This is a genomic window from Actinoplanes sp. NPDC048988 (genome assembly GCF_043197815.1).
GTDB lineage: Bacteria > Actinomycetota > Actinomycetes > Mycobacteriales > Micromonosporaceae > Actinoplanes.
This window is the reverse complement of the sequence record NZ_JBICTW010000003.1, coordinates 11,251-34,001: the sequence shown is the minus strand read 5'-3', so window position 1 is coordinate 34,001 and position 22,751 is coordinate 11,251. Positions and strand designations below refer to the sequence as shown.

Annotated in this window: 17 protein-coding genes and 1 pseudogene; 13 read left to right on the top strand and 5 right to left on the bottom strand. The window is 73.0% G+C overall.

From position 1 onward, the window contains the following. Together ACGFJ7_RS10900 and ACGFJ7_RS10895 are read left to right on the top strand one after the other, a co-directional pair. Positions 1-1,077, top strand: a complete 1,077-nt coding sequence (locus ACGFJ7_RS10900; protein ID WP_360249663.1) for a patatin-like phospholipase family protein — start codon at positions 1-3, stop codon at positions 1,075-1,077. Further along, a complete protein-coding gene (locus ACGFJ7_RS10895; RefSeq protein WP_360249666.1) occupies positions 1,074-3,704 on the top strand; it encodes a hypothetical protein in 2,631 nt (876 codons plus the stop codon). The genes ACGFJ7_RS10900 and ACGFJ7_RS10895 overlap by 4 nt, the downstream gene beginning before the upstream one ends. A 46-nt stretch (positions 3,705-3,750) precedes the next feature. Here ACGFJ7_RS10895 and ACGFJ7_RS10890 read toward each other — a convergent pair whose 3' ends face one another. After that, positions 3,751-5,331 (bottom strand): methyl-accepting chemotaxis protein, encoded by a 1,581-nt coding sequence (locus ACGFJ7_RS10890; protein ID WP_360249669.1) that lies wholly within the window; start codon positions 5,329-5,331, stop codon positions 3,751-3,753. Between the two features lie 263 nt (positions 5,332-5,594). On the opposite strand from ACGFJ7_RS10890, the gene ACGFJ7_RS10885 reads away from it, so the two are divergent. Both ACGFJ7_RS10885 and ACGFJ7_RS10880 read left to right on the top strand, forming a co-directional pair. After that, positions 5,595-8,912 carry a hypothetical protein gene (locus tag ACGFJ7_RS10885; protein WP_392642019.1) on the top strand — a complete coding sequence of 1,106 codons (3,318 nt, stop codon included), beginning with the start codon at positions 5,595-5,597 and terminating at the stop codon, positions 8,910-8,912. Between the two features lie 294 nt (positions 8,913-9,206). Then, positions 9,207-9,632 (top strand): MarR family transcriptional regulator, encoded by a 426-nt coding sequence (locus tag ACGFJ7_RS10880; protein ID WP_360249675.1) that lies wholly within the window; start codon positions 9,207-9,209, stop codon positions 9,630-9,632. On the opposite strand, the gene ACGFJ7_RS10875 is transcribed toward ACGFJ7_RS10880, so the two are convergent. Next, entirely contained in the window at positions 9,629-9,913 is a 285-nt protein-coding gene (locus ACGFJ7_RS10875; protein ID WP_360249678.1) for an antibiotic biosynthesis monooxygenase, read from the bottom strand. The two genes, ACGFJ7_RS10880 and ACGFJ7_RS10875, sit on opposite strands and share 4 nt — an antisense overlap. Before the next feature lie 26 nt (positions 9,914-9,939). Then, positions 9,940-10,653, bottom strand: coding sequence for an acetoacetate decarboxylase family protein (locus ACGFJ7_RS10870; RefSeq protein WP_360249681.1), 714 nt, complete (start codon positions 10,651-10,653; stop codon positions 9,940-9,942). 80 nt (positions 10,654-10,733) lie between these two features. On the opposite strand from ACGFJ7_RS10870, the gene ACGFJ7_RS10865 reads away from it, so the two are divergent. From ACGFJ7_RS10865 to ACGFJ7_RS10845, 5 genes are all read left to right on the top strand, one after another. Then, a complete protein-coding gene (locus ACGFJ7_RS10865; protein ID WP_360249684.1) occupies positions 10,734-11,849 on the top strand; it encodes an NAD(P) transhydrogenase subunit alpha in 1,116 nt (371 codons plus the stop codon). After that, positions 11,846-12,130, top strand: coding sequence for an NAD(P) transhydrogenase subunit alpha (locus ACGFJ7_RS10860; protein WP_360249687.1), 285 nt, complete (start codon positions 11,846-11,848; stop codon positions 12,128-12,130). The genes ACGFJ7_RS10865 and ACGFJ7_RS10860 overlap by 4 nt, the downstream gene beginning before the upstream one ends. Further along, positions 12,127-13,512: an NAD(P)(+) transhydrogenase (Re/Si-specific) subunit beta gene (locus tag ACGFJ7_RS10855; protein WP_392642015.1), complete on the top strand. Its 1,386-nt coding sequence runs from the start codon at positions 12,127-12,129 to the stop codon at positions 13,510-13,512. The genes ACGFJ7_RS10860 and ACGFJ7_RS10855 overlap by 4 nt, the downstream gene beginning before the upstream one ends. A gap of 72 nt (positions 13,513-13,584) precedes the next feature. After that, on the top strand, positions 13,585-14,772 hold the full coding sequence (locus ACGFJ7_RS10850) for an alpha/beta hydrolase-fold protein (protein WP_360249693.1): 1,188 nt from the start codon (positions 13,585-13,587) through the stop codon (positions 14,770-14,772). An 80-nt stretch (positions 14,773-14,852) separates the two neighbouring features. Further along, positions 14,853-16,106 carry a methyl-accepting chemotaxis protein gene (locus ACGFJ7_RS10845; protein WP_392642013.1) on the top strand — a complete coding sequence of 418 codons (1,254 nt, stop codon included), beginning with the start codon at positions 14,853-14,855 and terminating at the stop codon, positions 16,104-16,106. A 31-nt stretch (positions 16,107-16,137) separates the two neighbouring features. Here ACGFJ7_RS10845 and ACGFJ7_RS10840 read toward each other — a convergent pair. Continuing rightward, positions 16,138-16,326: pseudogene (locus ACGFJ7_RS10840) on the bottom strand (CHAT domain-containing protein); the annotation flags it as partial. A 237-nt stretch (positions 16,327-16,563) separates the two neighbouring features. Continuing rightward, the gene (locus ACGFJ7_RS10835) at positions 16,564-17,163 is read right to left on the bottom strand and encodes a helix-turn-helix domain-containing protein (RefSeq protein WP_360249699.1); all 600 of its coding nucleotides are present in this window, start codon (positions 17,161-17,163) and stop codon (positions 16,564-16,566) included. A 60-nt stretch (positions 17,164-17,223) separates the two neighbouring features. On the opposite strand from ACGFJ7_RS10835, the gene ACGFJ7_RS10830 reads away from it, so the two are divergent. From ACGFJ7_RS10830 to ACGFJ7_RS10815, 4 genes are read left to right on the top strand one after another with little or no spacing between them, the layout of a single operon-like run. Further along, complete coding sequence (locus ACGFJ7_RS10830; RefSeq protein ID WP_392642011.1) at positions 17,224-18,387, top strand: acyl-CoA dehydrogenase family protein; 1,164 nt, start codon at positions 17,224-17,226, stop codon at positions 18,385-18,387. Beyond that, positions 18,377-19,591 carry an acetyl-CoA C-acetyltransferase gene (locus ACGFJ7_RS10825; protein WP_392642009.1) on the top strand — a complete coding sequence of 405 codons (1,215 nt, stop codon included), beginning with the start codon at positions 18,377-18,379 and terminating at the stop codon, positions 19,589-19,591. The genes ACGFJ7_RS10830 and ACGFJ7_RS10825 overlap by 11 nt, the downstream gene beginning before the upstream one ends. Next, entirely contained in the window at positions 19,591-21,630 is a 2,040-nt protein-coding gene (locus tag ACGFJ7_RS10820) for a 3-hydroxyacyl-CoA dehydrogenase NAD-binding domain-containing protein (RefSeq protein ID WP_360250015.1), read from the top strand. Before ACGFJ7_RS10825 ends, ACGFJ7_RS10820 begins: the two co-directional genes overlap by 1 nt. Next, positions 21,627-22,709: a CaiB/BaiF CoA-transferase family protein gene (locus ACGFJ7_RS10815; protein ID WP_360249708.1), complete on the top strand. Its 1,083-nt coding sequence runs from the start codon at positions 21,627-21,629 to the stop codon at positions 22,707-22,709. The genes ACGFJ7_RS10820 and ACGFJ7_RS10815 overlap by 4 nt, the downstream gene beginning before the upstream one ends. The last annotated feature ends 42 nt before the right edge of the window (positions 22,710-22,751 follow it).

Here is a 22,751-nt window from a genome sequence, read left to right as displayed (position 1 = left end):
ATGTCCGTCACGCGACTACCGAGCCCGCGGCGCGCCTGGGCGGCCGACCACCCCGTCCTCGACGTGCTCCGCCGGCGCCGGGCCGAGGACAGCCGGCCCGGATCGCGCTCGGACGGGTACCGGGTGGCGCTGGCCGTCGAGGGCGGCGGCCTGCGCGGCATCGTCTCCGCCGCGATGCTCACCGCCCTGGAGGACCTCGGGTACACGCAGACCTTCGACGTCGTCTACAGCTGCTCCTCGGGCGCCGTCAACTCCGCCTACTTCCTGGTCGGCGACACCTGGTACCCGCTGTCGATCTACTTCGACGATCTGGCCAGCAAGCGGTTCCTGGACTTCCGCCGCGGCCTGCGGGGCCGGCCGCTGATCGACCTCGACTTCGCCCTGGACGAGATCGTCCACTTCACCAAACCCATGGATTACGCGTCCGTACGATCGTCGCCGATCCCGCTGTGCATCATGGTCACGAACGTCGACGACCTGGACACCGTCCTGGCCCGGGACTTCACCTCCGACGACGACCTGCGGGCCGCGCTGCGGGCCAGCATGTGGCTGCCCATAGCGGTACCCGGAACCACGAGCTTCCGCGGCTTCCGGGCGGTCGACGGCGGCGTCCTGACCGCCCACCCGTTCCTGGTCGCGCAGCGGACCGAGGACGCTCCGCCCACCCACGTGCTGTCGCTGAGCACCCGCCCGATGGGCTCGATGCGCCCCGGGGTCTCCTGGCTCAACCGCTACGTCGGGACCCGGCTCAACCGCATCCGTCCCGGACTCGGCACGGGCCACCTGCGCTCGGTCCAGGAGTACAAACAGGCGCGCGTCGCCCTCGAACGGCAGCGCGCCGAACCGGTGCCCGGCCCGTACATCCTCGATCTGGCCCCGCTGCCGGCGCAGCGCGAGGTGGTACGGCACGAGATGAACCCCTGGCGGTTGTTCCAGGGCGCCCGCGACGGTTACGAGGTCGCCTACTTCGCGCTGGAGGGGCGGTACCGGCGGGCCATGCCCCGCCTGGTCATCCCCGACCACGGCCGGCACGACTTCCGTTTCCCGGTCGACCTCGACGACGGCGAGCAACGGTGATCAGCGAAAACGAATGGATCAAGTCGGTCGTCAAGGCGATGCAGGCGCCCGACCGTGACCTGGAGAACCTGCAGACGACCTGGGAGGTGCTCACCCGCCAGCCCGGGGAGCCGATCGAGGCGCTGCGCACCGCCCTGGTCAACCTGCCCTTCGAGGCGAACTCCTTCCACGTCCTGTACGAGGTGCCACGAGCGGCCTTCGAACGCGACCTGACCGCCTGGTGCGAACGGGTGCTCGACATCCCGCGCCTGGGCGAACGCGACGTCTCGGCGTGGACCGAGTTCGGGTACCTGGCCGTGCTGCTCCTGACCGTGTCGACGCTGGAACACGCCGACCGGGGCCGGTTCGACGACATCGCCGACCGGCCGGTCGATCAGGTCCCGCCGCCGGAGAGCACCGAACCGGAACCGCCCGGCCCGCCGGCCCCTGAAGCGGCCCGGCCCGACCTGTCCGAGGCCGACCGGCTTGCGGTCGCCCGGCGCCTGATCCTCAACACGGCCGTGACGACGGTGCTGAAGGAGCTGTACCGGCAGGACTTCACCGAACAGGACGCGAACGAGCTCGAATCCGTCAAGTCGTCCATCGCGGTCCAGCGCAAGGAGCTCCGGTTCGGCTATGTCGAGGACCCCGAAACCGCGCGGAAAGCGCTGGCCGAGGCGGAATCCGACCGGAACAAGGGCGAACGCGCGTCGGCGGCCGCCGACTTCTGGCCGACGCTCGACCTGGGCCAGTACGAATTCCACGAGTTCGGCACGACGTCGTTCATCCTCCGCGGCCCCGCCCCGGCCTCCCTGGCCGACGATCCCCGGTTACGCGACCATGCCGAGCAGCCACCGGGCCAGCTCGCCGTCAAGCTGGTCCTCATGCCGTACACCGAGGTCCCGGTGATCGCCTCCGCGACGCGCGAATACGCCCTCAAGTACCAGAACACCTGGCACAGCAAGGTGGCGGCCCGGGTGTGGTTCAGCGCCTCCCGGTGGATCGCGATGGACTTCGTCGACGGCGTCACCCTGGAGAAGTTCGTCCAGGGCCGGGACACCGTCACCGCGCCGGACGGGCCCGCCGGCCGGCGGCGCTCGAGGCAGGACCGCGGCCGTTACGCCCGGGGCGAGACGCTGGAGGCCGTCGGCCCGCTGCTGTTCGACGCGATAGCGGACATCGGCGAACACGGTCTGGTCCACGGTGACCTCAACCCGTCGAACATCATCGTCACCGGGAGCGGCGACCGGAAACGGCTCACCCTGGTCGACTTCGGCCGCAACTACCTCTACGGGCAGTCCGGCCTGGGCCGCCAGGCCAGCGACGCGCGCTACATCGCGCCCGAGGTCCGGCGCGAGGACAAACCGTCGTGGCGGGCCGACCTGTACTCCGTCGGCCAGCTCATCATCGGCCTGAGCGGCGTCGGCCGCGAAGGGGACTCGGTCGTACCGGACGCGTTCTACCGGCGCACCCACTACCTCGGCCGGTTCCTCGAAGACCTGATCGACGAGGACCCGGGCAGCCGTCTGCTGCTCTTCGGCAAAGCCGACATGGGTCCCGAGGCCCGGCTCTCCCCCGAGGACTGGGCGGACCTGAAGGACACGTATCTGGCCGAGGCCGCGCTGTCGCACAAGGTCGACCGGCGCGACGGACTGTTCGGGCCGCCGAGCCGGGGCCGCCGGTTCGTGCTCAACTTCGCGCCCAACTCGGGCTCGCCCGGCCGCCTCACCCGGTTGTGGCGCGAGACGGTCTTCGCCGTCGACCGGTACGAGTTCCCGGGCCACCGCGCGGCCACCGGCCTGTCCGGCCAGGACGTCTACGACCGCCGGTCCCTGGCGACCTCCCTGATGTGGTGGTCGCGGGCGTGCGCCGCCGGGTGGTACCTGACCGTCCTGGTGACCGCGTACCTGCTGCTGCGCGACCTGAACGTGCTCCCGGGCGGGGTGCTCGAGGACCAGCTGGCCAAGCTCCGCGCCGACGGGTACCGGGAGCCGCCGGCCTCCCTGGAGGACACGCTGCCCTGCCGGATCGCGATGTTCTCGATGGCCTGGGCCTCGGTCAAGTACTACCAGAACATCTACGCGGGGCTGAGCGCCCGCACGGTCCGCGGATTCCCGGGGCTGAGCGGCACCGCGCGGTGGTCCATCGAGGTCCTCGACCGGGCGAACTCCGTCCTCATGCCGCTCGTGGCGGTAGCGGTCAACCTGATCGCCCCGATGTGGTGGGCCGCCGCGACGACCCTGCTGCTCGTGAACAGCCTGCTGGTCAACCTCGGCGGCCGGGTCCTCTCCGACCGCGCGGTCGAGCTCTCCCGCGAGACGGCCCGGGCCGACGGCGTACCGGCCAATGCGACGATCCCGCCGCGCATCGTCGGCCTCGAGAAATACCGGGTCTGGACGCCGTCGATGCTCGCCTACTGCCTGATCTGCCTCGGCTTCACCATCATGATCTATTTCGGCGTCCTGCAGGACGTCATCGCGTACGCCACGGTCGTCGCCGTGGTCAACGTCGGCCTGCTCACCTTCACCAAATGCGGAACCGACGCCGACACCGTCCGCATCGGACTGACCCGCGCCTACCTGGCCGCCGAACGCCTCGCCCGGAAGGTCGACGCGCGCCGCATCTCGTACGCCGTCGACGGCCCGTGAACGGAGAAAGGGCCCGCCCCGAAGGACGAGCCCTTTCCCGTACGGCTCAGTAGCGGAACCGGGAGACCACGGCCTGCAGCTGACCGGCGGTGACGGCCAGGTCGTCCGCCGCGTGGCGGGTGTCGCCGACGGTGGCCGTGGTCCGCTGGGTGGCGTCGGAGACCGTGCCGATGGTGGCCGCGATGTCGCCGGCGCCGGCGGCCGCCTCCGACAGCGTGCGGTTCATCTCCTGGGTGGTGGCGGTCTGCTCCTCCACGGCCGAGGCGATCGTCATCTGAATGCCGTTGATCCGCTCGATGATGGCCGAGATCTCGCCGATCGCGGTGACCGCGCCGTCGGTGTCGGCCTGGATCGCCGACACCCGGCGGGAGATGTCCTCGGTGGCCTTCGCGGTCTCCTGAGCCAGGTCCTTGACCTCGCCCGCGACCACGGCGAAGCCCTTGCCCGACTCACCGGCCCGGGCCGCCTCGATGGTGGCGTTCAGCGCCAGCAGGTTCGTCTGCTCCGCGATCGAGGTGATCACCTTGACCACCGAGGCGATCTCGGAGGACGACTCGCCGAGCCGGGCCACGATCGCGTTGGTCGCCGAGGCCACCTCGACCGCCTGCACGGCCACCTCGGACGCCTCGGTCGTCGAGACGCTGATGTCGCGGATCGCCGAGCCCATCTCCTCCGAACCGGCCGAGACCACCTGAAGGTTGTGGGAGACCACGTCGGCCGCGGCGGCGACCGTGCCGGCCTGCGAGGACGCCTCGTTGGCGGCCGACTCGACCTGACCCGAGACACTGGTCAGCTGACCGGCGGCGGCGTTGAGGGTGGTGGCGTTGCCGGCCAGCTGCACGACGTCCTCGCGCAGGCGGGCCACAGCCTGGTCCATCGCGACGGCCATCCGGCCGACCTCGTCCTGGGTGGTAACTCCCGACGTACGGGTCAGATCGCCCTCGGCCAGGCCCTCGGCGACCCGGGACACCTCGCGGACCGTGCCGCGCACCCGGCCGGCCACCCGGAACCCGAGCAGCGTGCTCACCACGACGCCGACGACCAGCAGGATCCCGACCGTCCAGGTGGCCTTGCCGGCCGCCGATTCCGCGTCCGCGATGGCCTGCTCGGACAGCTGCTCAGCCCGGGTGGACAGCACCGTCTGGTCCTCGCCGAGCGCCGAGTAGATCTTGTTGTAGTCGGCGAGAGCCTGCTGGAAATCGGCCGCGCTGGAGCCGGTGTAGTCCCTGTTGTTGAACTCTACGTAGTCCTTCCAGTCGCTCTGCGCCTTGTCGACCGCGGCCGTGCCGGTCGCGTCGCCGGCGAAGGCCGCGTCCAGGTCCTTCAGGGACTGGTCGACCGCGTCGGCGTTGGCCTCGCGGCCCTTCGTGAGCGCGTCCTTGAGGCTCGGGTACAGCTTCAGGGCGGACGTGTTGCCGCTGTACGCCTCGATGCTCTTGCTGAACGTGCCGACCGCGCTCTCCAGCGTCACAGTGCGCCGCTGGGAGTCGGCGGCGTCCGCGTTCTGCGTACGCAAAGTGGCCAGCGCGACGCCGCCGACGACGATGCCGCTGACCGTGCCCACCAGCACCGCCGCGCCGATCTTCGTCCGCAGCGACCGGTTGTCGAACGCTGATGTCAGTCCCATCCCCGATGCCTCTCCTGTCCGTATTCAGCCACCGCGCAAATCGGCATCCAGGGCGGTGTGGATAAGAAGTCACGGGCAGGTTCCGCCGAGAATGTTTCACGATCACGGTAATGCCCCTTCCGGGGGAACGAGCGCGATTTCGCCGCATGTGCCCCGCCGTACGGCGTCTACTGCGTCCTAGGAGGCTAGGTCTATTGGGGAGCCGGCGAACGAATGTGGCGGAATCGGGGCGGAGAGGCGTAAGTGGTCGCTACCTTCCCCTCATGGCCACGGCTACCGAGAAACCCGCCGCCCGGACCCGGCCGGCGCCCACCCGCCAGCCGGCCTTCGACCAGTTCCTCCAGCTCCTGGAGGAGGGCGACGCCGACGACATGGCCGACGCCCTCCTGCACCTCGACGAGCAGCGCCGGCGCGCCCTGGTCCCCCGCATCCGCGCCACCGACCCGGCCGCCGCCCCGGGTTCCGCCGGAGCGGCCCGTCGCCGCCGCCCCGTGCCGGGCGCCCTCGCCGAACCCGGGAGCCACCCGCTGCCGGGTGCGGGTCTCGACCCCAGCACGGGCCTCGGATCCGGCGGTGGCGTGGGATCCCGCACGAGCGCGGGCCTATCCGGCGGCGGCATGGGATCCCGCACGAGCGCGAGCCTCGGAACCGGCAGTGGCATGGGATCCCGCACGAGCGCGGGCCTCGGAACCGGCAGTGGCATGGGATCCCGCACGGGCACGAGCACGAGCACGGGCCTCGGAACCGGTGCCGGCGGAGAGTCCGGCACGGGGCCCGCCTCCGGCGCTCTTCCAGCGGATCACGGAGACGGTGCGCCGGCCGGACGGCTGCGCCGGGGTGCGAAGCCGGACCCGGACGATCGCGTGCGGCGTGAGGGCGCGCTCCTCGTGGCCGGGGCGGGATGCCTGCCGACCGGCGACGACGTCGTCGCGTGGCTGCGGTCGCCGCGCTTCAAGGGTGAGCTCCCCGCCCGTACCATCGCCGCCGTCATCCGCGTGTTGCAGGCGCCCGGCCGTCCCGGCCTCGCCACCGTCGCCACCGACCTCGCCGCCCAGCTCAAGCACCGCGACCACGACCGCGGCGAATGGGCCCTGACCGCCGCCGCGCTGCGCGCCGCCGGGCTTCCCCTGCCCGCCACCGAACCGATGCTGCGCGGCTGGGTACGCCAGTTCTCCGCCGCCGGCTCGGCCGGCGCCCTGGCCGCGCGCCTGGCCGAGGACCCGTGGCTCGAGACGCAGCTGCCCGCCCTGTTCGCCACCCCGAAGGTCGCGGCCGACCTCGACGACCTCTGGCCCGCCGCCCTGGCCCTGCTCGCCGCCGGCAAGCGCATCGACCGCCGCCAGCTCATCGCCCTGCTGGTCGGCCGGCTCCGCTCCGGCGACCGCGGCGCCGCGCTGCGTCCCGTACTGGAAACCTTCCGTCACCTGGACCCCACCCTGGACGAGCGGGCCGCCCACCGCGCCGACTTCCTGGCCATGCTGGCCGAGCCCAACGGCCCGGTGGCCGAGCTGGCCCAGCGCGTCCTGCGCGCCCTGGACGACGCCGGCCACCTCGACGCCGACACGGTCGCCGCCGCCACCCGGGCCGCCTTCGCCCGCACCGAGAAGAAGCTGATCCGCGCCCAGTTCGCCTGGCTCGACCGCGCCATCGCCCGCCACCCGGACGCCGCGCCGTCCCTGCTGGAGGCCGCGACCTCGGTCCTGAACAGCGACGACCCGGAAGTGGCGGAACGTGCCCTGCGCGTCGTCGGCCACCACTCGGCCGGCCCGGAAGCCCTCCGCCCCGCCGCCGGCTCCCTCGCCGGCGATCTCCGCCGCCAGGCCGATGAGATCATCGGCCAGCCGTCGATTCCGCCAGGTCCGCGGTTCCCTCCCTCTCCTTCGGTGTACGTCCCGGAGCCCATGCCACCCGCCATCGGCTCCCTCCCGGAGCTGACCGCGACACTCGCCCACACCCCGCTGTCACCCCTCGACCTGGAACGGGTCCTGGCCGCGGTGGCCAAGTTCGCCGTCACCGCCCGGCCCGATCTCGCGTGGGCCCTGGCCCCCCTGGCCGCGGACCGAACCTCTCCCCTGGCCGAACTGATCGAGACCCTGGTCCCACCCGAACTGGCCGAAGCCGCGGCCACCCGGCCGACCGCCGGCACCCCCACTCGCCGGTACGCCCCGCTGGGCGCCCGCCCGGCCGGGAGCCGCCGCTCCGCCGCACCGACCGGCCCTGGTCCCGCACCGTCCACCGGCGACCCGGCCGGGCGGGCCGCCACCCTGCCCGCCCGCTCCCCAGCAATCGCCACGTCCGGCCCCGCTTCCGCCCAGCCCGCCACGACGACCGGCCCAACACCGGGACCAGCCGCCACCGCGGCCGGCCGGAGCGCGGGACCGGCCGCCGACGCTTCCGGTCCGGCCGGCCCACGGTCCGCCTCCGCGGCACGCCGGCCGCTTCCCCCGCCGCAGGAGATGCTGCGCCTGCGGATCCACGAGCTCGCCGGCCAGCTCGGCCGGGGCGAAGGCCCACCGGCCCTGCTGGCCACGCCGGCCACCAGGGACGGTCACGTCGACCCGGCACGCCTGCTGCTGCGCCTGGCCTCGGCCGAGCGCGCCGGCTGGCAGCCCGGCCCGTACGACCTGGCCCAGGCCCTGCTGCGCCTCCCCCGCGAGACGCCGCCGTCGGTGCTGACCGCCGCCGCCCGCCTCAACTCCACCGCGGGCCGCCGCTTCGCCGCCTGGCTGCGCGCCGGCGGCCTCCCCGACCCGGCGATCACCATGGTCGGCCCGCCCACCGGCCCCGCCGAGCGCACCGTCACGTTCGCCCCGCTGGACGCCTCGGGCCTGGCCCTTCCGCCCGGTCTGCTCGCCGTACCCGCCGGCCGGGCCCACGCCACCCCCGGCGATCAGTCCTTCTGGCCTCTGGTCCTGCCCAGCCACCGGGAGATCATCGCCGCCCACGTCCTGCACTCCCGCCGGAGCGGCTCGGCGGGCGCCCTCCACGAGGCCGGGGTCGCGCTCGCCCAGCACAGCGGTGGCGGTTCCTCGTCACCGGCCGCGGCCGAGAAGCCACAGGAGGCGGCCGAGAAGCCTGAGGGGGCGGCCGGAAGCGCGGATGTCCACTCCGGAGTCCTGTCCGCCCTGGCCCGCTCGTCCGGCCCCTTCGGGCCCGCGATGGCCCTGGCCCTGGCTCAGGCCCTGACCACCGGAAGCGAATCCGATCGCCGGGACGCCGTGACCGCCGTCGCCCACCTGGCCCGCTGCGGCGGCCTCGACGCGGGACTGCTGGGCCGCGAGCTCGCCCTGCTCCTGGCCGCCCACCACGACGACCTCCACGCCGCCGCCGACGCCCTGGCCGATCTGGCCCGGGGCGGCGCCCAGCACGCCGTGTGGGCGGTCCTGCACGCCGTCCTCCCGGCGCTGTTGCGCCTGGAACGGCCACCCGCCGGCCTACCCGACCTGCTGGCCCTGGCCTCGGCCGTCGCCGCCGCCATCGGCGCCCGCGCCCACCTGCCCGAGGTCTCCGCCGCGGCCGCCCTTCCCGAGCGCACCCGCCTCAAGAACGAGGCCGCCCGCCTGGCCCGCACACTCGCCTGACCGCAGCGAAACCGAACCCGCCAGCGAGAACGGACGAGGCCGGGCCATGGGCACGCGGGGAAGGAGCACATCGACCCGACGGGCCGGCCGTGGGCACGGGAGAAAGAGCACATCGACCCGAAGGGCCGGTACGGCACCGACTGGGGCGGCGGCAGTGGGACGCGGGCCGGCCAGGAAGGCAAGGCACGATCAGGTCAGGGTGGTCGTGGCCTCGGCCAGGGTTGGGCGCCCGAGCAGCCGGGCCTGATCGAGGACCTGGAGAAGGTCCACTACTTCGACCGATAAAGTGCCGTCATGGCACGCAGCGCCCGGCCGGCGGATCTCGGCATGCTCGCGACCCGGCTGCTGTTCGGGCTGCAGGCCGAGCTGTTCCGGCGCAGCGCCGAGGCGGGCTTCGACGATCTGCGGCCCCGGCACGGGGCCGTGCTGGCCTACCTCGACGAGGACGGCCTGCGGCAGAACGACTTCGTCCGGCTGGCCGGGCGCAACAAGCAGACGATCGCCACGATCGTCGACGAGCTGGAAGCGCTCGGCTACCTCACCCGGGTGGCCGACCCGAGCGACCGCCGGGCCAAGCTGGTCGTGCCGACCGAGCGTGGGCGCGAGCTGATGGCGCTCTCCGACCGCGTCGTGGCCGACCTCGAGGCCGAGTACGCCGCGAAGGTCGGCCACGACGCGTACGGCCGATTCTTGGAAACGCTCAGGGCGATCACCGCTTAGGCCAGGGCGCCTTCCTCGGCGCTGATCAGGGAGTCGATCGCGGCGAAGAAGGCGGCGATGCCGGGGCGGTTGGCCCCCTTGGCCCGGGACGCCGCGAAGTCGGGAGCGCTGCGCCAGGTCACGATGTCGAGCCATTCGCCGCCGGGGAGCCGGACCAGGCGCGCGTCGATGAAACCCTCCCGGTCGGCCTGGAAGTCGGCCAGCATGGCCGGCCGGGCGCTCAGCAACTCGGAGACCCGGGAAGGATCGACGCGGAAGCGCGTCAGTTCGATCGTCGTCATGCCGCGAATATAGTCCAGATTCTTGACTAAGTGGCGCGCCACTCCCCCAGCGGGCCGCGCAGCGACGAGGCGTGCACGGTCAGGAGCGGCCGGTTGAGCATGCCGAGCGCCTCCATCCGCCGCGCCATCGGGTGCTCCCCCAGGCGTACGGAAAAAGAACCGCGACCCAGACGCACGCCGGACAACCGCATCGGCACTCGGCCGCGCAGCAGCCGGCCCGCCTGGGCCCCGTGATCCAGATAGGACCAGGCGGGCAGCGACGAGCGGACGCCGAACGGCAGGCGCACCCGGCCGTGGGTGAAGGACGCCGCCAGAACTGACGTCTCACCGTCGCTCACCGTCACGTCGGTGCCGGTGTCGCCGAAACGCAGCGTGGATGTCATGAGCCATTTCGGCAGGGCCCAGAAGTCCTGCCCGGCCTCCCGCGTGAAGGCGCCGGTCACCGGCAGGTCCAGCAGAAACAGCCCGGGACGGCGGCCGGGACCGAGGGCCAGAAGACCCACACCCACTTCGTCGTACGTCTTCAGCGCCCACTCACCGTAATGAATGCACATGAGCAGCCCGAAAGCCTTACCGAAGGCCGTGAACGGCGTCAGCGGAAGCCCGGCCAGCAGCTCGCGCGCGGCCGCGGCCGGTGAGGTGAAGACCGACGCCGTGATCTGAGCGTCGGTGATGGTCACCGGAAGCGTCACAGTCTCACCCTGCAGGGACCACACGCCGGAGCCGATCCGTTCCGCCATGCGGCCGACCCTACCGCCGAAGGGTGGCCGAGCCGAGGGTCGAGGTGATACAGCATCGATATCGATGCGAGGGGATGCCGATGACGATCGTCGGAGTACTCAGCGAGACCCCGGGGCGCGAGCGCCGGGTGGCCCTGACCCCGGATGCCGCCGGCCGGCTGCGATCCCGGTCGATCCGGGTCCTGGTCGAGGCGGGCGCCGGCCGGCGGGCCTGGTTCGGCGACGCCGACTTCGAGGGGGCCGGGGCCGAGATCAAGACCCGGGCCCAGGTGTACAAGGAAAGCGACATCCTGCTGTGCGTCCACCCACCGGACGACGTGGCGGCCCTGCCCGCCGGGCGGGTGCTGATCGGGCTGCTCGACCCGCTGAGCCATCCGGGGCGGACGGAGCGGCTGGCCGCGGCCGGGATCACCGCGCTCAGCCTGGACCTGCTGCCGCGCACGCTGAGCCGGGCGCAGGCGATGGACGCGCTGACGTCGCAGGCCAACGTGGCCGGGTACAAGGCGGCGCTGCTGGCGGCCGAGGCGTACGGCGGCTTCTTCCCGATGCTGGTCACGGCGGCCGGGACGTCGCGGCCGGCCCAGGTGCTGGTCCTGGGCGCGGGCGTGGCCGGGCTGCAGGCGATAGCCACCGCGCGGCGGCTGGGCGCGCTGGTCACCGGCTATGACGTCCGCGCGGCGGCGCGGGCTGACATCGCCTCGCTCGGCGCGAGCGTCCTCTCCGATGATGCGGACAAGTCACGGAACGACGGGTACGCCGAGCGGCTGAGCGCTGACGAATCGGGCGCTCAGCAGCGCGCGCTGCAGGATGCCATCCCCCGCTTCGACGTGGTGATCACGACGGCGAAGGTGCCGGGGGCTCAGGCCCCACTGCTGGTCACCGAGACGGCCCTCGACAAGATGCGGGCCGGCTCGGTGGTGATCGACATGGCGGTCGGCAACGTCGCGGGCTCGGTCGCCGACACCCGGCTGGTCACCGGCGGGGGCGTCACCGTGATCGGCGCCCCCGATCTGGCCGCCACCGTGCCCGTGGCGGCTTCCACGGCGTACGCCCGGAACGCCGTCGCCCTGCTCACCCACCTCATGCCCGACGGGGTCCTCACGCTCGAACCGGCCGACGAGGTGCGGGCCGGCGTGCTGGTCTGCCGCGACGGGCAGGTCGTCCATCCCCGGCTGCCGAAGGAGATCCGCTCATGAGCGCGCTGCTGCTCGCCGACCTGACCGTGTTCACCCTGGCCCTGCTCGTCGGCTTCGAAGTGATCAGCAAGGTGCCGGCGACCCTGCACACCCCCCTGATGTCCGGCGCCAACGCCATCCACGGCGTGGTGATCGTCGGCGTGATGCTGCTGGCCGCCACCGTCGACACGGCGGCCGGATACGTGCTGCTCGCGGTGGCCGCGTTCTTCGCCGCGATGAACGTGGCCGGCGGCTACCTGGTCACCGACCGGATGCTGGCGATGTTCCGGAGCCGGTCGTGAGCGCCTTCGACACCGTCACGCACCTGGTCTACCTGGCCTGCGCGACGGCGTTCGTGGTGGGCCTGCACCTGATGAACACCCCGGCCACGGCCCGGCGCGGCAACCAGATCTCGGCCGCCGGCATGGCGGTCGCGATCCTCGCCACGGTGGTGGTGCTGGTGCGCGGCGGCGGGGTCGAGGCGTACGCGGCCTGGGCTCTGGGAATCGGCGCGGCCGGCGGCGCGGTGGCCGGTCTCGTCGCCGCGCGGGTGGTCCGGATGACGGCCATGCCGCAGCTGGTGAGCCTGTTCAACGCGGTCGGCGGGGGCGCGGCGGCGCTGATCGCGCTCGGCCATCACCCGGCGACCACGGCGGCCGAGGTGACCGGCGTGCTCGACGTGCTGATCGGGGCGGTCACCTTCAGCGGGTCGCTGATCGCGGCCGGCAAACTGGCCGGGCGCGTGCCGGGGCGGCCGCTCGTGGTGCCGTACGGCCGCCTCCTGTCGTTGATCCTGGCCGTGGTGACCGTGGTCCTCGGCGTCGTCTTCACCGGCTTCGAACCCTCGGCCTGGGTCCTGATCGGGATCGCGGTGGCCGCCCTGGTCGCCGGGGTGCTGCTCACGCTGCCGATCGGCGGCGCCGACATGCCGGTGGTGATCTCGCTGCTCAACGCGTGCACGGGCACGGCGGTGGCGATGGCCGGCTTCGTCCTGGAGAGCACGCCGCTGATCATCGCGGGGGCGCTGGTCGGCGCGGCCGGCGCCATCCTGACCAAGCTGATGGCCGACGCCATGAACCGGCCGATCGGCGCGATCATCGCGGGTGGGTACGGCACCGGCGACGCGGTCGCGGTCACCACGGGAACGGCCCAGGCGGTCCGCGAGGTCACCGTCGACGACGCGGCGATCCAACTGGCGTACGCGGGAAAGGTCGTCATCGTCCCCGGCTACGGGCTGGCCGCGGCGCAGGCCCAGCACGAGGCGGTGGCGCTGGCCCAGGCCCTGACCGAGCGGGGTGTGGAGGTCAGCTACGCCATCCACCCGGTGGCCGGGCGGATGCCGGGGCACATGAACGTGCTCCTGGCCGAGGCGAACGCCCCGTACGAGCAATTGCGGGATCTCGAAGAGAGCAACCCCGGCTTCGCCCGTACGGATGTGGCACTCGTGATCGGGGCCAACGATGTCACCAACCCGGCCGCGCGGCGGCCCGGCAACCCGGTCTCCGGCATGCCGATCCTCGACGTGGACCGGGCACGCTCGGTGATCGTGATCAAGCGGTCGCTCGGGCACGGCTACGCGGGCATCGACAACGAGCTCTACACCGACCCACGGACGGCGATGCTGTTCGCCGACGCCAAAGCGGGCCTGGCCGCGCTGCTGGCCGGTCTGCACGCCTACGCTTGACACTTCACCCTCCAATTGCGACGCTCGGTGGCGGTTCGGTTACCATCAGCGGCGATCGATGGGATGCGTGCCGTGCAGAGTCCGCAGATCGCCCGGCTGCTCGCCGACCCCACCCCGCACGCGGTCGACGCGTTCTGGCGGCGGGCCACCGAGCGCGGCACGCCGCTGATCGAGCCGTACGACGACCGGCACCGCCTCGTGACCTTCCTGTGGCGCGGGACGGCCCGCTCGACGCGGGCCTGGTGGGGCGTCGACATCGACCTCGAACGGATCCCCGGCACCGACCTGTGGTGGGCCACCCGGGTGCTGCCGGCCGGCCTGCGCACGATGTACTGCCTGGTGCACGACGGCACCGAGCAGCTGCCGAGCGAGCCCGGCGGGCGTGGACCGGCCCACCTCGACGCGTTCAACCGGCGGCGGCTGCTGTTCCCCGCCGACCCGGACGACGCCGGCGACCGCGACGCGTGGGCCTCGGTGCTGGAGATGCCCGGAGCTCCGGCCGAGCCCTGGATCGTCCCGCGCCCGGGCGTGGCCGCCGGAACCGTCACCCCGCACACCGTGCCGGGCGGCCCCCTCGGCGGGTCACGCCGCCTGTTCGTCTACCGGCCGGCCGGGGTCCCGACCAGCGGCTTGCCGGTGCTCGTGCTGTTCGACGGCTTCCTCGCCCGCACCGTCCAGCGCGTTCCGGCGACCCTCGACAATCTCATCGCGTACGGCCGGATCCCGCCCACCGTGGCCATCTTCGTCAGCAGCCCCGGCGCGCACCGCGACGCCGAGCTCAGCCCGACCTCGGCCATGCCCGGCTTCGTCACCGGCCAGGTGCTGCCGTGGGCCCGGGCCCAGCTGGGCGCCGGCACCGACCCGGGCGGGAACATCATCGGCGGGGTCTCCCGCGGTGGGCTGGCCGCCGCGCACATCGCGCTGACCGCCCCCGAGTGTTTCGGCGCGGTCGTCGCCCAGTCCGGCAGCTTCTGGTGGCCCAGCCCCGACCAGGGCGAACCGGGCTGGCTGATCCGCGAGGTGGCCCGGCGCCCCCGCGCCGGCGTGCGTTTCGCCCTCGACGTCGGCTCCGGCGAGACCCGGCCCGGCCCCGGCGGCGCCCCGGCCCAGCTCACCGTCAACCGGGCCATGCGCGACGCGCTGCGCGCCCGCGGCTACGACGTCGCCTACGCCGAGTTCACCGGCGGCCACGACTACCTGAGCTGGCGGCGCACCTTCGCCGACGCGCTGATCGCCGTCTCCCGCGTCCGAACGGCCTGAATTCCGCGAATCGCCCCGCCCGGCGGCCGACGGTGGAAACCTAACCGCGTGGTGCTGCTGGTTGAGGTCGGCCGCGACGCGTGATCGTGCTCTGGGTCGTCGCGCTGCTGCTGGCCGCCGCCTCCGCGTACGTCGTGGGCGCCCGCCGGCAGAAACAGCGCGACCAGCAATCGGTCCGCAAGGCCCTGGGCGACCTGCTCGACTCGGCCTCCGCCCCGCTGGCCGTGCAGCCGTCCTCACCCCTGCTGCCCACCGGCGACTTCGCCGCGCAGCGGCCGTTCGGCGCCCGCACCTTCGACGACCAGCTCGGCGCGCTGGCCGCGCTCATCGGCGAGGGGCGGGCCGAACTCGAAGGCATGCGCACCGAACGCGAGACCCGGCTGAAGGAGACCGAGCAGGAACAGCGCCGCGTCAACCAGCGCCTGCGCCGGCGGGCCAAGGAGGCCATCGACGACACCGGCGAGGTCATCAACGAGCGCCTGCGCGACGTGGTCTCCCAGGTCGGCGCGGCCCGGGAGGCCGCGACGGCCACCCACCACCGGGTCGCCGAGACGGCCGCGGCGGCGGGGTCGATGGTGCGCCGGGCGCGCAGCGCCGACGAGGCCGCGGCCGCCCTGAACGCGAGCCTGCGGCAGGTGGCCGGCATCGCCGGGGTGATCTCCGAGATCGCGTCGCAGACCCGCATGCTGGCCCTGAACGCGACCATCGAGGCGGCCCGGGCCGGCGCGGCCGGCGAGGGCTTCGCGGTGGTCGCGGACGAGGTGAAGAGCCTGGCCGACACCACGGCCAGCTCGACGGAGCAGATCACGGCGACGATCGGCACCCTGGAGGCGGACATCGCCCAGATGAGCGGCACGCTGAGCGCGATCGTCCAGGAGGTCGCCGACATCGAGTCGGCCATGGGCACGCTGAGCGGCATCGCCGACGACCAGCACCAGATCGTCGAACGCCTGAACAGCACGGTCGACGCGACGATGGCCAGCATCCAGGACCTGTCGGAGGTGGCCGAACGCCTGGAACGCCGCCGCCACGACCGGATAGCCACCACCGGCCCGGTCACGGTCCGCGTGCCGGGCCGCCCCGACCAGCCCGGCACCCTGATCGACGTGTCGACGGACGGAATCGGCTGCCTGCTGCCGGCCACCACCCCGGTCGCGGTCGGCGACCGGGTAACGGCCACCCTCCAGCTCGCCGGCGGCCCGTGCACGGTGAACGCCCAGGTGGTACGCCGCTCACCGCGCCCCGACGGCGCGGAGCTGGGCATGCAGCTCATCGACGTGGAGCCGGACGCCCAGGCCCGCATCGCGGCCCAGGTCAACAGCGCGTTCGATTGACCAGCGTCCTCCCGCTGGCGGCCTTCTCCGATCAGCAGCCCAGGCAGACGAAGCTGGTGCCGGGGCCGGCGGCCAGCGCGCGGTGGAAACGGACCATGACGTCCCGCGCGACGTCGTCGGCCACGCGGGCGACGCTGGCCACGACGGTGGTGGTGCCGGCCGCGAGCAGGGCCGAGGCCAGGCCGAACGTCTCGTCGCCGGGCCGCACCTCGCTGAGCCCGAGCTCGCAGCTCGTCGACGCCGGTGTCGAGCAGGGCGATCACCGGCCGGCGCAGTCCGGGCGGCGGCGGTTGCCAGGGCGGCCTCTCGGTTCGTCGTGCGGGGCCGGTCCGGGCCGTGCCGCTGATCAGCACCGGGTCGGGCCGCACGTCGGCCACGCCGGCCTCCGCCAGCACCCGCAGCGCGGACGCGGCGCCGGCGTCGGCGACCGTCAGAACGTGCCGGTCGCCGAACGGTCCTACTCGTCGGCGAAGACCGACGTCACCATGGTCAGCAACGTCAGCGACAGCAGCCGGTGGACCTGCGCGCGGGTGAGCAGGCCGCGCTCCAGCCATTCCCGCGCGGTCGAGGTCGCGAGCCCCACATAGGAGCGGGCCATGGCGTGCATCGCGGGGGTGACCGCGGTGAAGCCGACGGCGGTCAGCACGGCGTCGGCGGCGGCGTCGATGGCCGAGGAGATGGCCCGGTCGACCTCGGCGTCGCCGGCCATGCCGCCGGCCGTGATCGCCGCCAGCCACGACTGGCTGTGCCGCGACACCACGTCGAGGAACCAGCCGACGATGGCGTCGATCCGGGTGGGCAGGTCGCCGCCGGGCAGCGAGGCGAGCGCCACCGGGGGTACCGTCAGCATCACGTGGATGACCTCGAGGTAGAGGTCCTTCTTGGTACCGAAGTAGTGGTTGATCAGCCCGCGGGCGACGCCGGCCTCGCGCGCCACGTCGGTCGTCGAGACCTCGGCGTACCCGCGCTCGCCGAACAACCGCACGGCGACCGACAGGATCTGCTCCCGCCGGGCGTCCGGCGAGAACCGGCGGCGCTGTCCCACGTCGATGCTCACCCGTTGACCTTAAGCCACGAGCTTATTGACAGGCCGCCAACAAGCCGGAAGAGTTGGCCCATGCCGACCCCAGGACTGGACGGATACACCCCGGCGTGGCTCAAACCGGAGCACGAGGACCTCGCCGAGCTGGCCCGCGCCTTCTTCACCAAGGAGGTCGTGCCCCACGCTGCACGTCTCGAAGCGCAGGGCCATCCCGACCGTGAGCACTATCGCCAGGCGGGTGAGCTCGGCCTTCTCGGCCTGTCGGTCCCGGAGGAGTTCGGCGGTGGCGGCGGCGACTTCACCCACGAGGCCGTGCTGCTCACCGAGCAGACCTTCAGCGGCGAGGGCAGCCTGGGCCTGGCCGTGCACAGCGGCATCGTCACCGGCTACATCACCGCGTACGGCACCGAGGAGCAGAAACGGCGCTGGCTGCCCGGCCTGTGCGACGGCTCGCTGGTCGGCGCGATCGGCATGACCGAGCCCGACGGCGGCTCCGACCTGCAGGCCATCCGCACCAGGGCGGTCCAGGACGGCGACGAGTACGTCGTCACGGGCGCCAAGACGTTCATCACCAACGGCGGCCTGGCCGACCTGCTGATCCTCGCCGTCAAGACCGACACCACCCAGGGGGCCGGCGGCATCAGCCTGATCGTCTGCGAGCTCGAGGACGGCGCGCCCGGTTTCCGCCGGGGCCGCCTGCTCGACAAGATCGGCCTGCACGCGAACGACACCGCCGAGCTGTTCTTCGACGAGTACCGGGTGCCCACGGCCAACCTGCTCGGCGGCGAGGGCGGCGGCTTCTTCCAGATGATGGCCCAGCTCCCGCAGGAACGGCTGGTCATCGGGGTCGGCGCCGTGGCCGTCATGCAGCGGGCCGTGGAGCTGGCCACCGCGTACGCCAAGGAGCGCAAGGCCTTCGGCAAGCCGCTGATCGGGCATCAGAACACGCGCATGGTGCTGGCCGAGTGCGCCACGCGGACCCGGGTGGCCCGGATCTTCCTGGACGACTGCATCGAGCGGCACGTCCGGGGCGAGCTCGACGTGGCGACCGCCGCCATGGCGAAATACTGGCTCACCGAGGGCCAGTGCGAGGTCGTCGACCGCTGCCTGCAGATCTTCGGCGGGTACGGCTACACGACCGAATACCCCATCGCGCGCATGTACGCCGACGCGCGCGTGCAGAAGATCTACGGTGGCACCAACGAGATCATGAAGGAGCTGATCGCCCGTGTCCTCTGAGGCTTATGTGTACGACGCGGTGCGCACGCCGCGCGGACGAGGCAAAAGCAACGGCGCGCTGCACGGGGTGAAGCCGATCTCGCTGGTCACCGGCCTGATCGACGCCCTGCGCGAGCGCAACCCCGGCCTCGACCCGGCCCGCATCGACGACATCGTGATGGGCATCGTGACCCCGGTCGGCGAGCAGGGTGGCGACCTGCCCCGCGCCGCGGCGCTGCTGGCCGGACTGCCCGACACGGCCGCCGGCGTGCAGCTCAACCGCTTCTGCGCCTCCGGCCTGGAGGCGGTCAACCAGGCCGCCGCCCGTGTGCGCAGCGGCTGGGACCAGCTGATCCTGGCCGGCGGCGTCGAGTCGATGTCGCGCAACCCGATGGGCTCCGACGGCGGCGCCTGGTTCCTCGACCCCGAGACGGCGCTGGCGACCGACTTCGTGCCGCAGGGAGTGAGCGCCGACCTGATCGCCACGATCGAGGGCTTCGGCCGCGACGACGTCGACGGTTACGCGCTGCGTTCGCAGGACCGCGCGGCCAAGGCGATTGCGGGCGGGCACTTCGCGCGGTCGATCGTGCCGGTCCGCGACGAGAACGGCCTCGACGTGCTCACCGCCGACGAGCATCCGCGCCCCGAGACGACCCGGGAGGCCCTGGGCCGGCTCAAGCCGTCGTTCGCCGCGATCGGCGCCGCGGCCGGGTTCGACGCGGTCGCTTTGCGCAAATACCACTGGGTCGAGCGGATCAACCACGTCCACCACGCGGGCAACTCCTCCGGCATCGTGGACGGGGCCGCGCTGGTGGTGATCGGATCCGAAGAAATCGGGCGTTCACTCGGCCTCACCCCGCGCGCCCGCATCTCCGCGGCCGCCGTGACGGGCTCGGATCCGACGATCATGCTCACCGGGCCCATCCCCGCGACCCGGAAGGCCCTGCGCACCGCCGGTCTGAGCACATCGGATGTGGATCTCTTCGAGATCAACGAGGCGTTCGCGTCGGTGGTGCTGAAATACCAGCGCGACCTGGAGCTCGACCCCGACACGGTCAACGTCAACGGCGGCGCCATCGCCCTCGGCCATCCGCTCGGCGCGACCGGCGCGATGCTGCTCGGCACCGCGCTCGACGAGCTCGAACGGCGCGACCAGCGCCGGGCCGTGGTCACGCTCTGCATCGGCGGCGGCATGGGCGTCGCGACCGTCATCGAGAGGCTGTGATGATCGAATATCAGCGGGACGACTCCGGCGTGGTCACCCTGACCCTCAACGACCCGGACCAGTCCGCGAACACCATGAACCAGCGGTACGTCGACGCGATGAGCGCCACCCTGGACCGGCTCGAGGCCGAGCGCGACCAGGTCACCGGCGTCATCGTCACCAGCGCGAAGAGCACGTTCTTCGCCGGCGGCGACCTGCCCTCGATGATCCAGGCCCGCCGGGAGGACGCACCCGCCCTCTTCGAGCTCCTCGGCACGATCAAGCGCGACCTGCGCCGGCTGGAGACGTACGGCCGGCCGGTCGTGGCCGCGGTCAACGGCGCCGCGCTCGGCGGCGGCCTGGAGATCGCGCTGGCCTGTCACCACCGCGTCGCGCTGGACGCCCAAGGCACCCGGCTCGGCTTCCCCGAGGTCACGCTCGGCCTGCTGCCGGGCGCGGGTGGCGTCACCCGGACGGTCCGCATGCTCGGCCTGGCCCCCGCGCTAATGAACTGGCTGCTCACCGGCCGTCGCTACAAGCCGGCCGACGCCCGCGACAACGGCCTGGTCGACGACATCGCGGCCACGCCGGAGGACATGCTCGAGAAGGCCCGCGCCTGGATCGCGGCCAACCCCGGCGCGCGGCAGCCGTGGGACCGCGAGGGCTACCGGATCCCCGGCGGCTCGCCGTCGACTCCCAAGCTCGCCGCGCAGCTCCCGGCCTTCTCGGCCACCCTGCGCAAGCAGCTCAAGGGCGCGTCGCTGCCGGCGCCGGAGAAGATCCTGGAGACTGCTGTCGAGGGCGCCCAGGTCGACTTCGAGACCGCGCAGGTCATCGAGACCCGGCATCTGATCACGCTGCTCACCGGGCAGATCGCCAAGAACATGATCGGCGCGCTCTTCTTCGACATGCGGGCGATCAACGGCGGCCTGGCCCGGCCCGGCGTCGAGGTTCCCCCGGCGGCCAAGGTGGCGGTGCTCGGCGCCGGCATGATGGGCGCGGGCATCGCGTACGCGTGCGCCCGGGCCGGTCTCGAGGTGGTCGTCAAGGACGTCAGCGAACAAGCCGCGGCCCGCGCCAAGCAGGACGGCGACCCCTCCGTGCTGGCCCGCATCACCACCACGGCCCGGGTCGACGACCTCGCCGGCTGCGACGTGGTGATCGAGGCGGTCTTCGAGGACCCCGAGCTCAAGCACGCGGTCTTCGCCGAGGTCGAACCGGTGCTGGCCCCGGGCGCGCTGCTCGCCTCGAACACGTCGACGCTGCCGATCACCGGGCTGGCCGAGGGCGTGTCCCGGCCGGCCGACTTCATCGGCATGCACTTCTTCTCCCCCGTCGGCAAGATGCCGCTGCTGGAGATCGTGGTCGGCGAGAAGACCGGCGACGAGGCGGTGGCCCGCGCCTTCGACCTGGGCCGGCGCATCGCCAAGACGCCGATCGTGGTCAACGACGGGCGGGGCTTCTTCACCAGCCGGGTCATCGGCAAGTTCATCGACGAGGCGATCGGCATGCTGGCCGAGGGCGTCCCGGCGGCCTCGATCGAGCACGCGGCGCTGCGGGCCGGCTACCCGACCGGGCCGCTCGCGCTGGCCGACGAGGTCAGCCTGTCGCTGGTCCAGCGGATCCGGCGCCAGTTCGAGGCGGCCGCCGACGACGCGTTCGAGCGGCTGCCGTCGCACGAGCTGGTCGACACGATGGTGGACGAGCACGGCCGGCCCGGGCGCGCGGCCGGGCAGGGCTTCTACGAGTACGAGAACGGCAAGCGCGCCGGCCTGTGGCCCGGGCTCGCGAGCCTGGCCACCGCCGAGGGCCGGGCCGTGCCGGTGGCGGACCTGCAAGACCGGTTCCTGTTCGCGGAGACGCTGGACGCGCAGAAGTGCCTGGCCGAGGGCGTGCTGCGCACCGAGGAGGACGGCAACGTCGGCTCGATCCTCGGCATCGGCTACCCGGCCTGGACCGGCGGCGTCCTGCGCTTCGCCCACCAGCACGAGGACTTCCGCGCCCGCGCCACCGAACTGGCCAAGCGCTACGGCGACAGGTTCACCCCGGGCGCGGCGTGAGCGGGCCGCTGGAGGGTGTGCGGGTGGTCGAGCTGGCGGGGCTGGCGCCGGGGCCGTTCGGGTGCATGATGCTGGCCGACCTCGGGGCGGATGTCGTGCGCGTCGACCGGCCCGGCGGGCAGTTTCCGCCGCCGGGGCCGCTCGGGCGTGGGCGGCGGACGGTTGAGCTCGACCTCAAGTCGCCGGACGGGGTGGCCGCGCTGACGCGCCTGGTCGAGCCGGCCGACGTGTTCGTCGAGGGGTTCCGGCCGGGCGTGGCCGAGCGGCTCGGCTTCGGGCCGGACGCCCTGGAGCGGGTCAACCCCCGGCTGGTGTACGCGCGGATGACCGGCTGGGGGCAGGACGGGCCGCTGGCCGCGCGGGCGGGGCACGACATCGACTACATCGCGGTCGCCGGTGCGCTCGAACCGCTCGGGCGGGCCGGTGAGCGGCCGCACGCGCCGGTCAACCTGCTCGGGGATTTCGCCGGCGGTGGCATGCTGCTGGCCGTCGGGGTGCTCTCCGCCCTGCTCGAGCGGTCGCGGTCGGGGCGGGGCCAGGTCGTCGACGCCGCCATGGTGGACGGGTCGGCGCTGCTCATGACGTTCGTGCACGGCCTGGCCGCGATCGGGCAGTGGGGAACGGCGCGCGGCGAGAACCTGCTCGACGGCGGCGCGCCCTTCTACGACACGTACGAGACGGCCGACGGCGGGTTCATGGCCGTCGGCGCCCTTGAACCGGCCTTCTACCAGGCGCTGCTCGACGGGCTCGGGCTGTCCTCGTCCGGTCTGCCCGATCAGTACGACAAGTCGGGCTGGCCGGTGCTCCGGGAGCGGTTCGCGTCGGTGTTCGCCTCGCGGACCCGGGACGAGTGGGCGGCCGCCTTCGCCGACTCGGACGCCTGCGTGGCGCCGGTGCTGTCGCCGTTCGAGGCGCCGGATCATCCGCACCATGTGGCGCGGGGCGCCTTCGTCGAGGTCGACGGGATCCGCCAGCCGGCGCCGGCGCCGCGCTTCTCGCGTACGGCCGCGAAGGATCCGGCGCCCGAGACGGCCGTGACCGTCGCCGATGTTCTTCGGGGCTGGACGGGAACGCTATGACCTTTCGGTGATCGCTCAGGGGTGCGGCGCGGCGGCCGATTC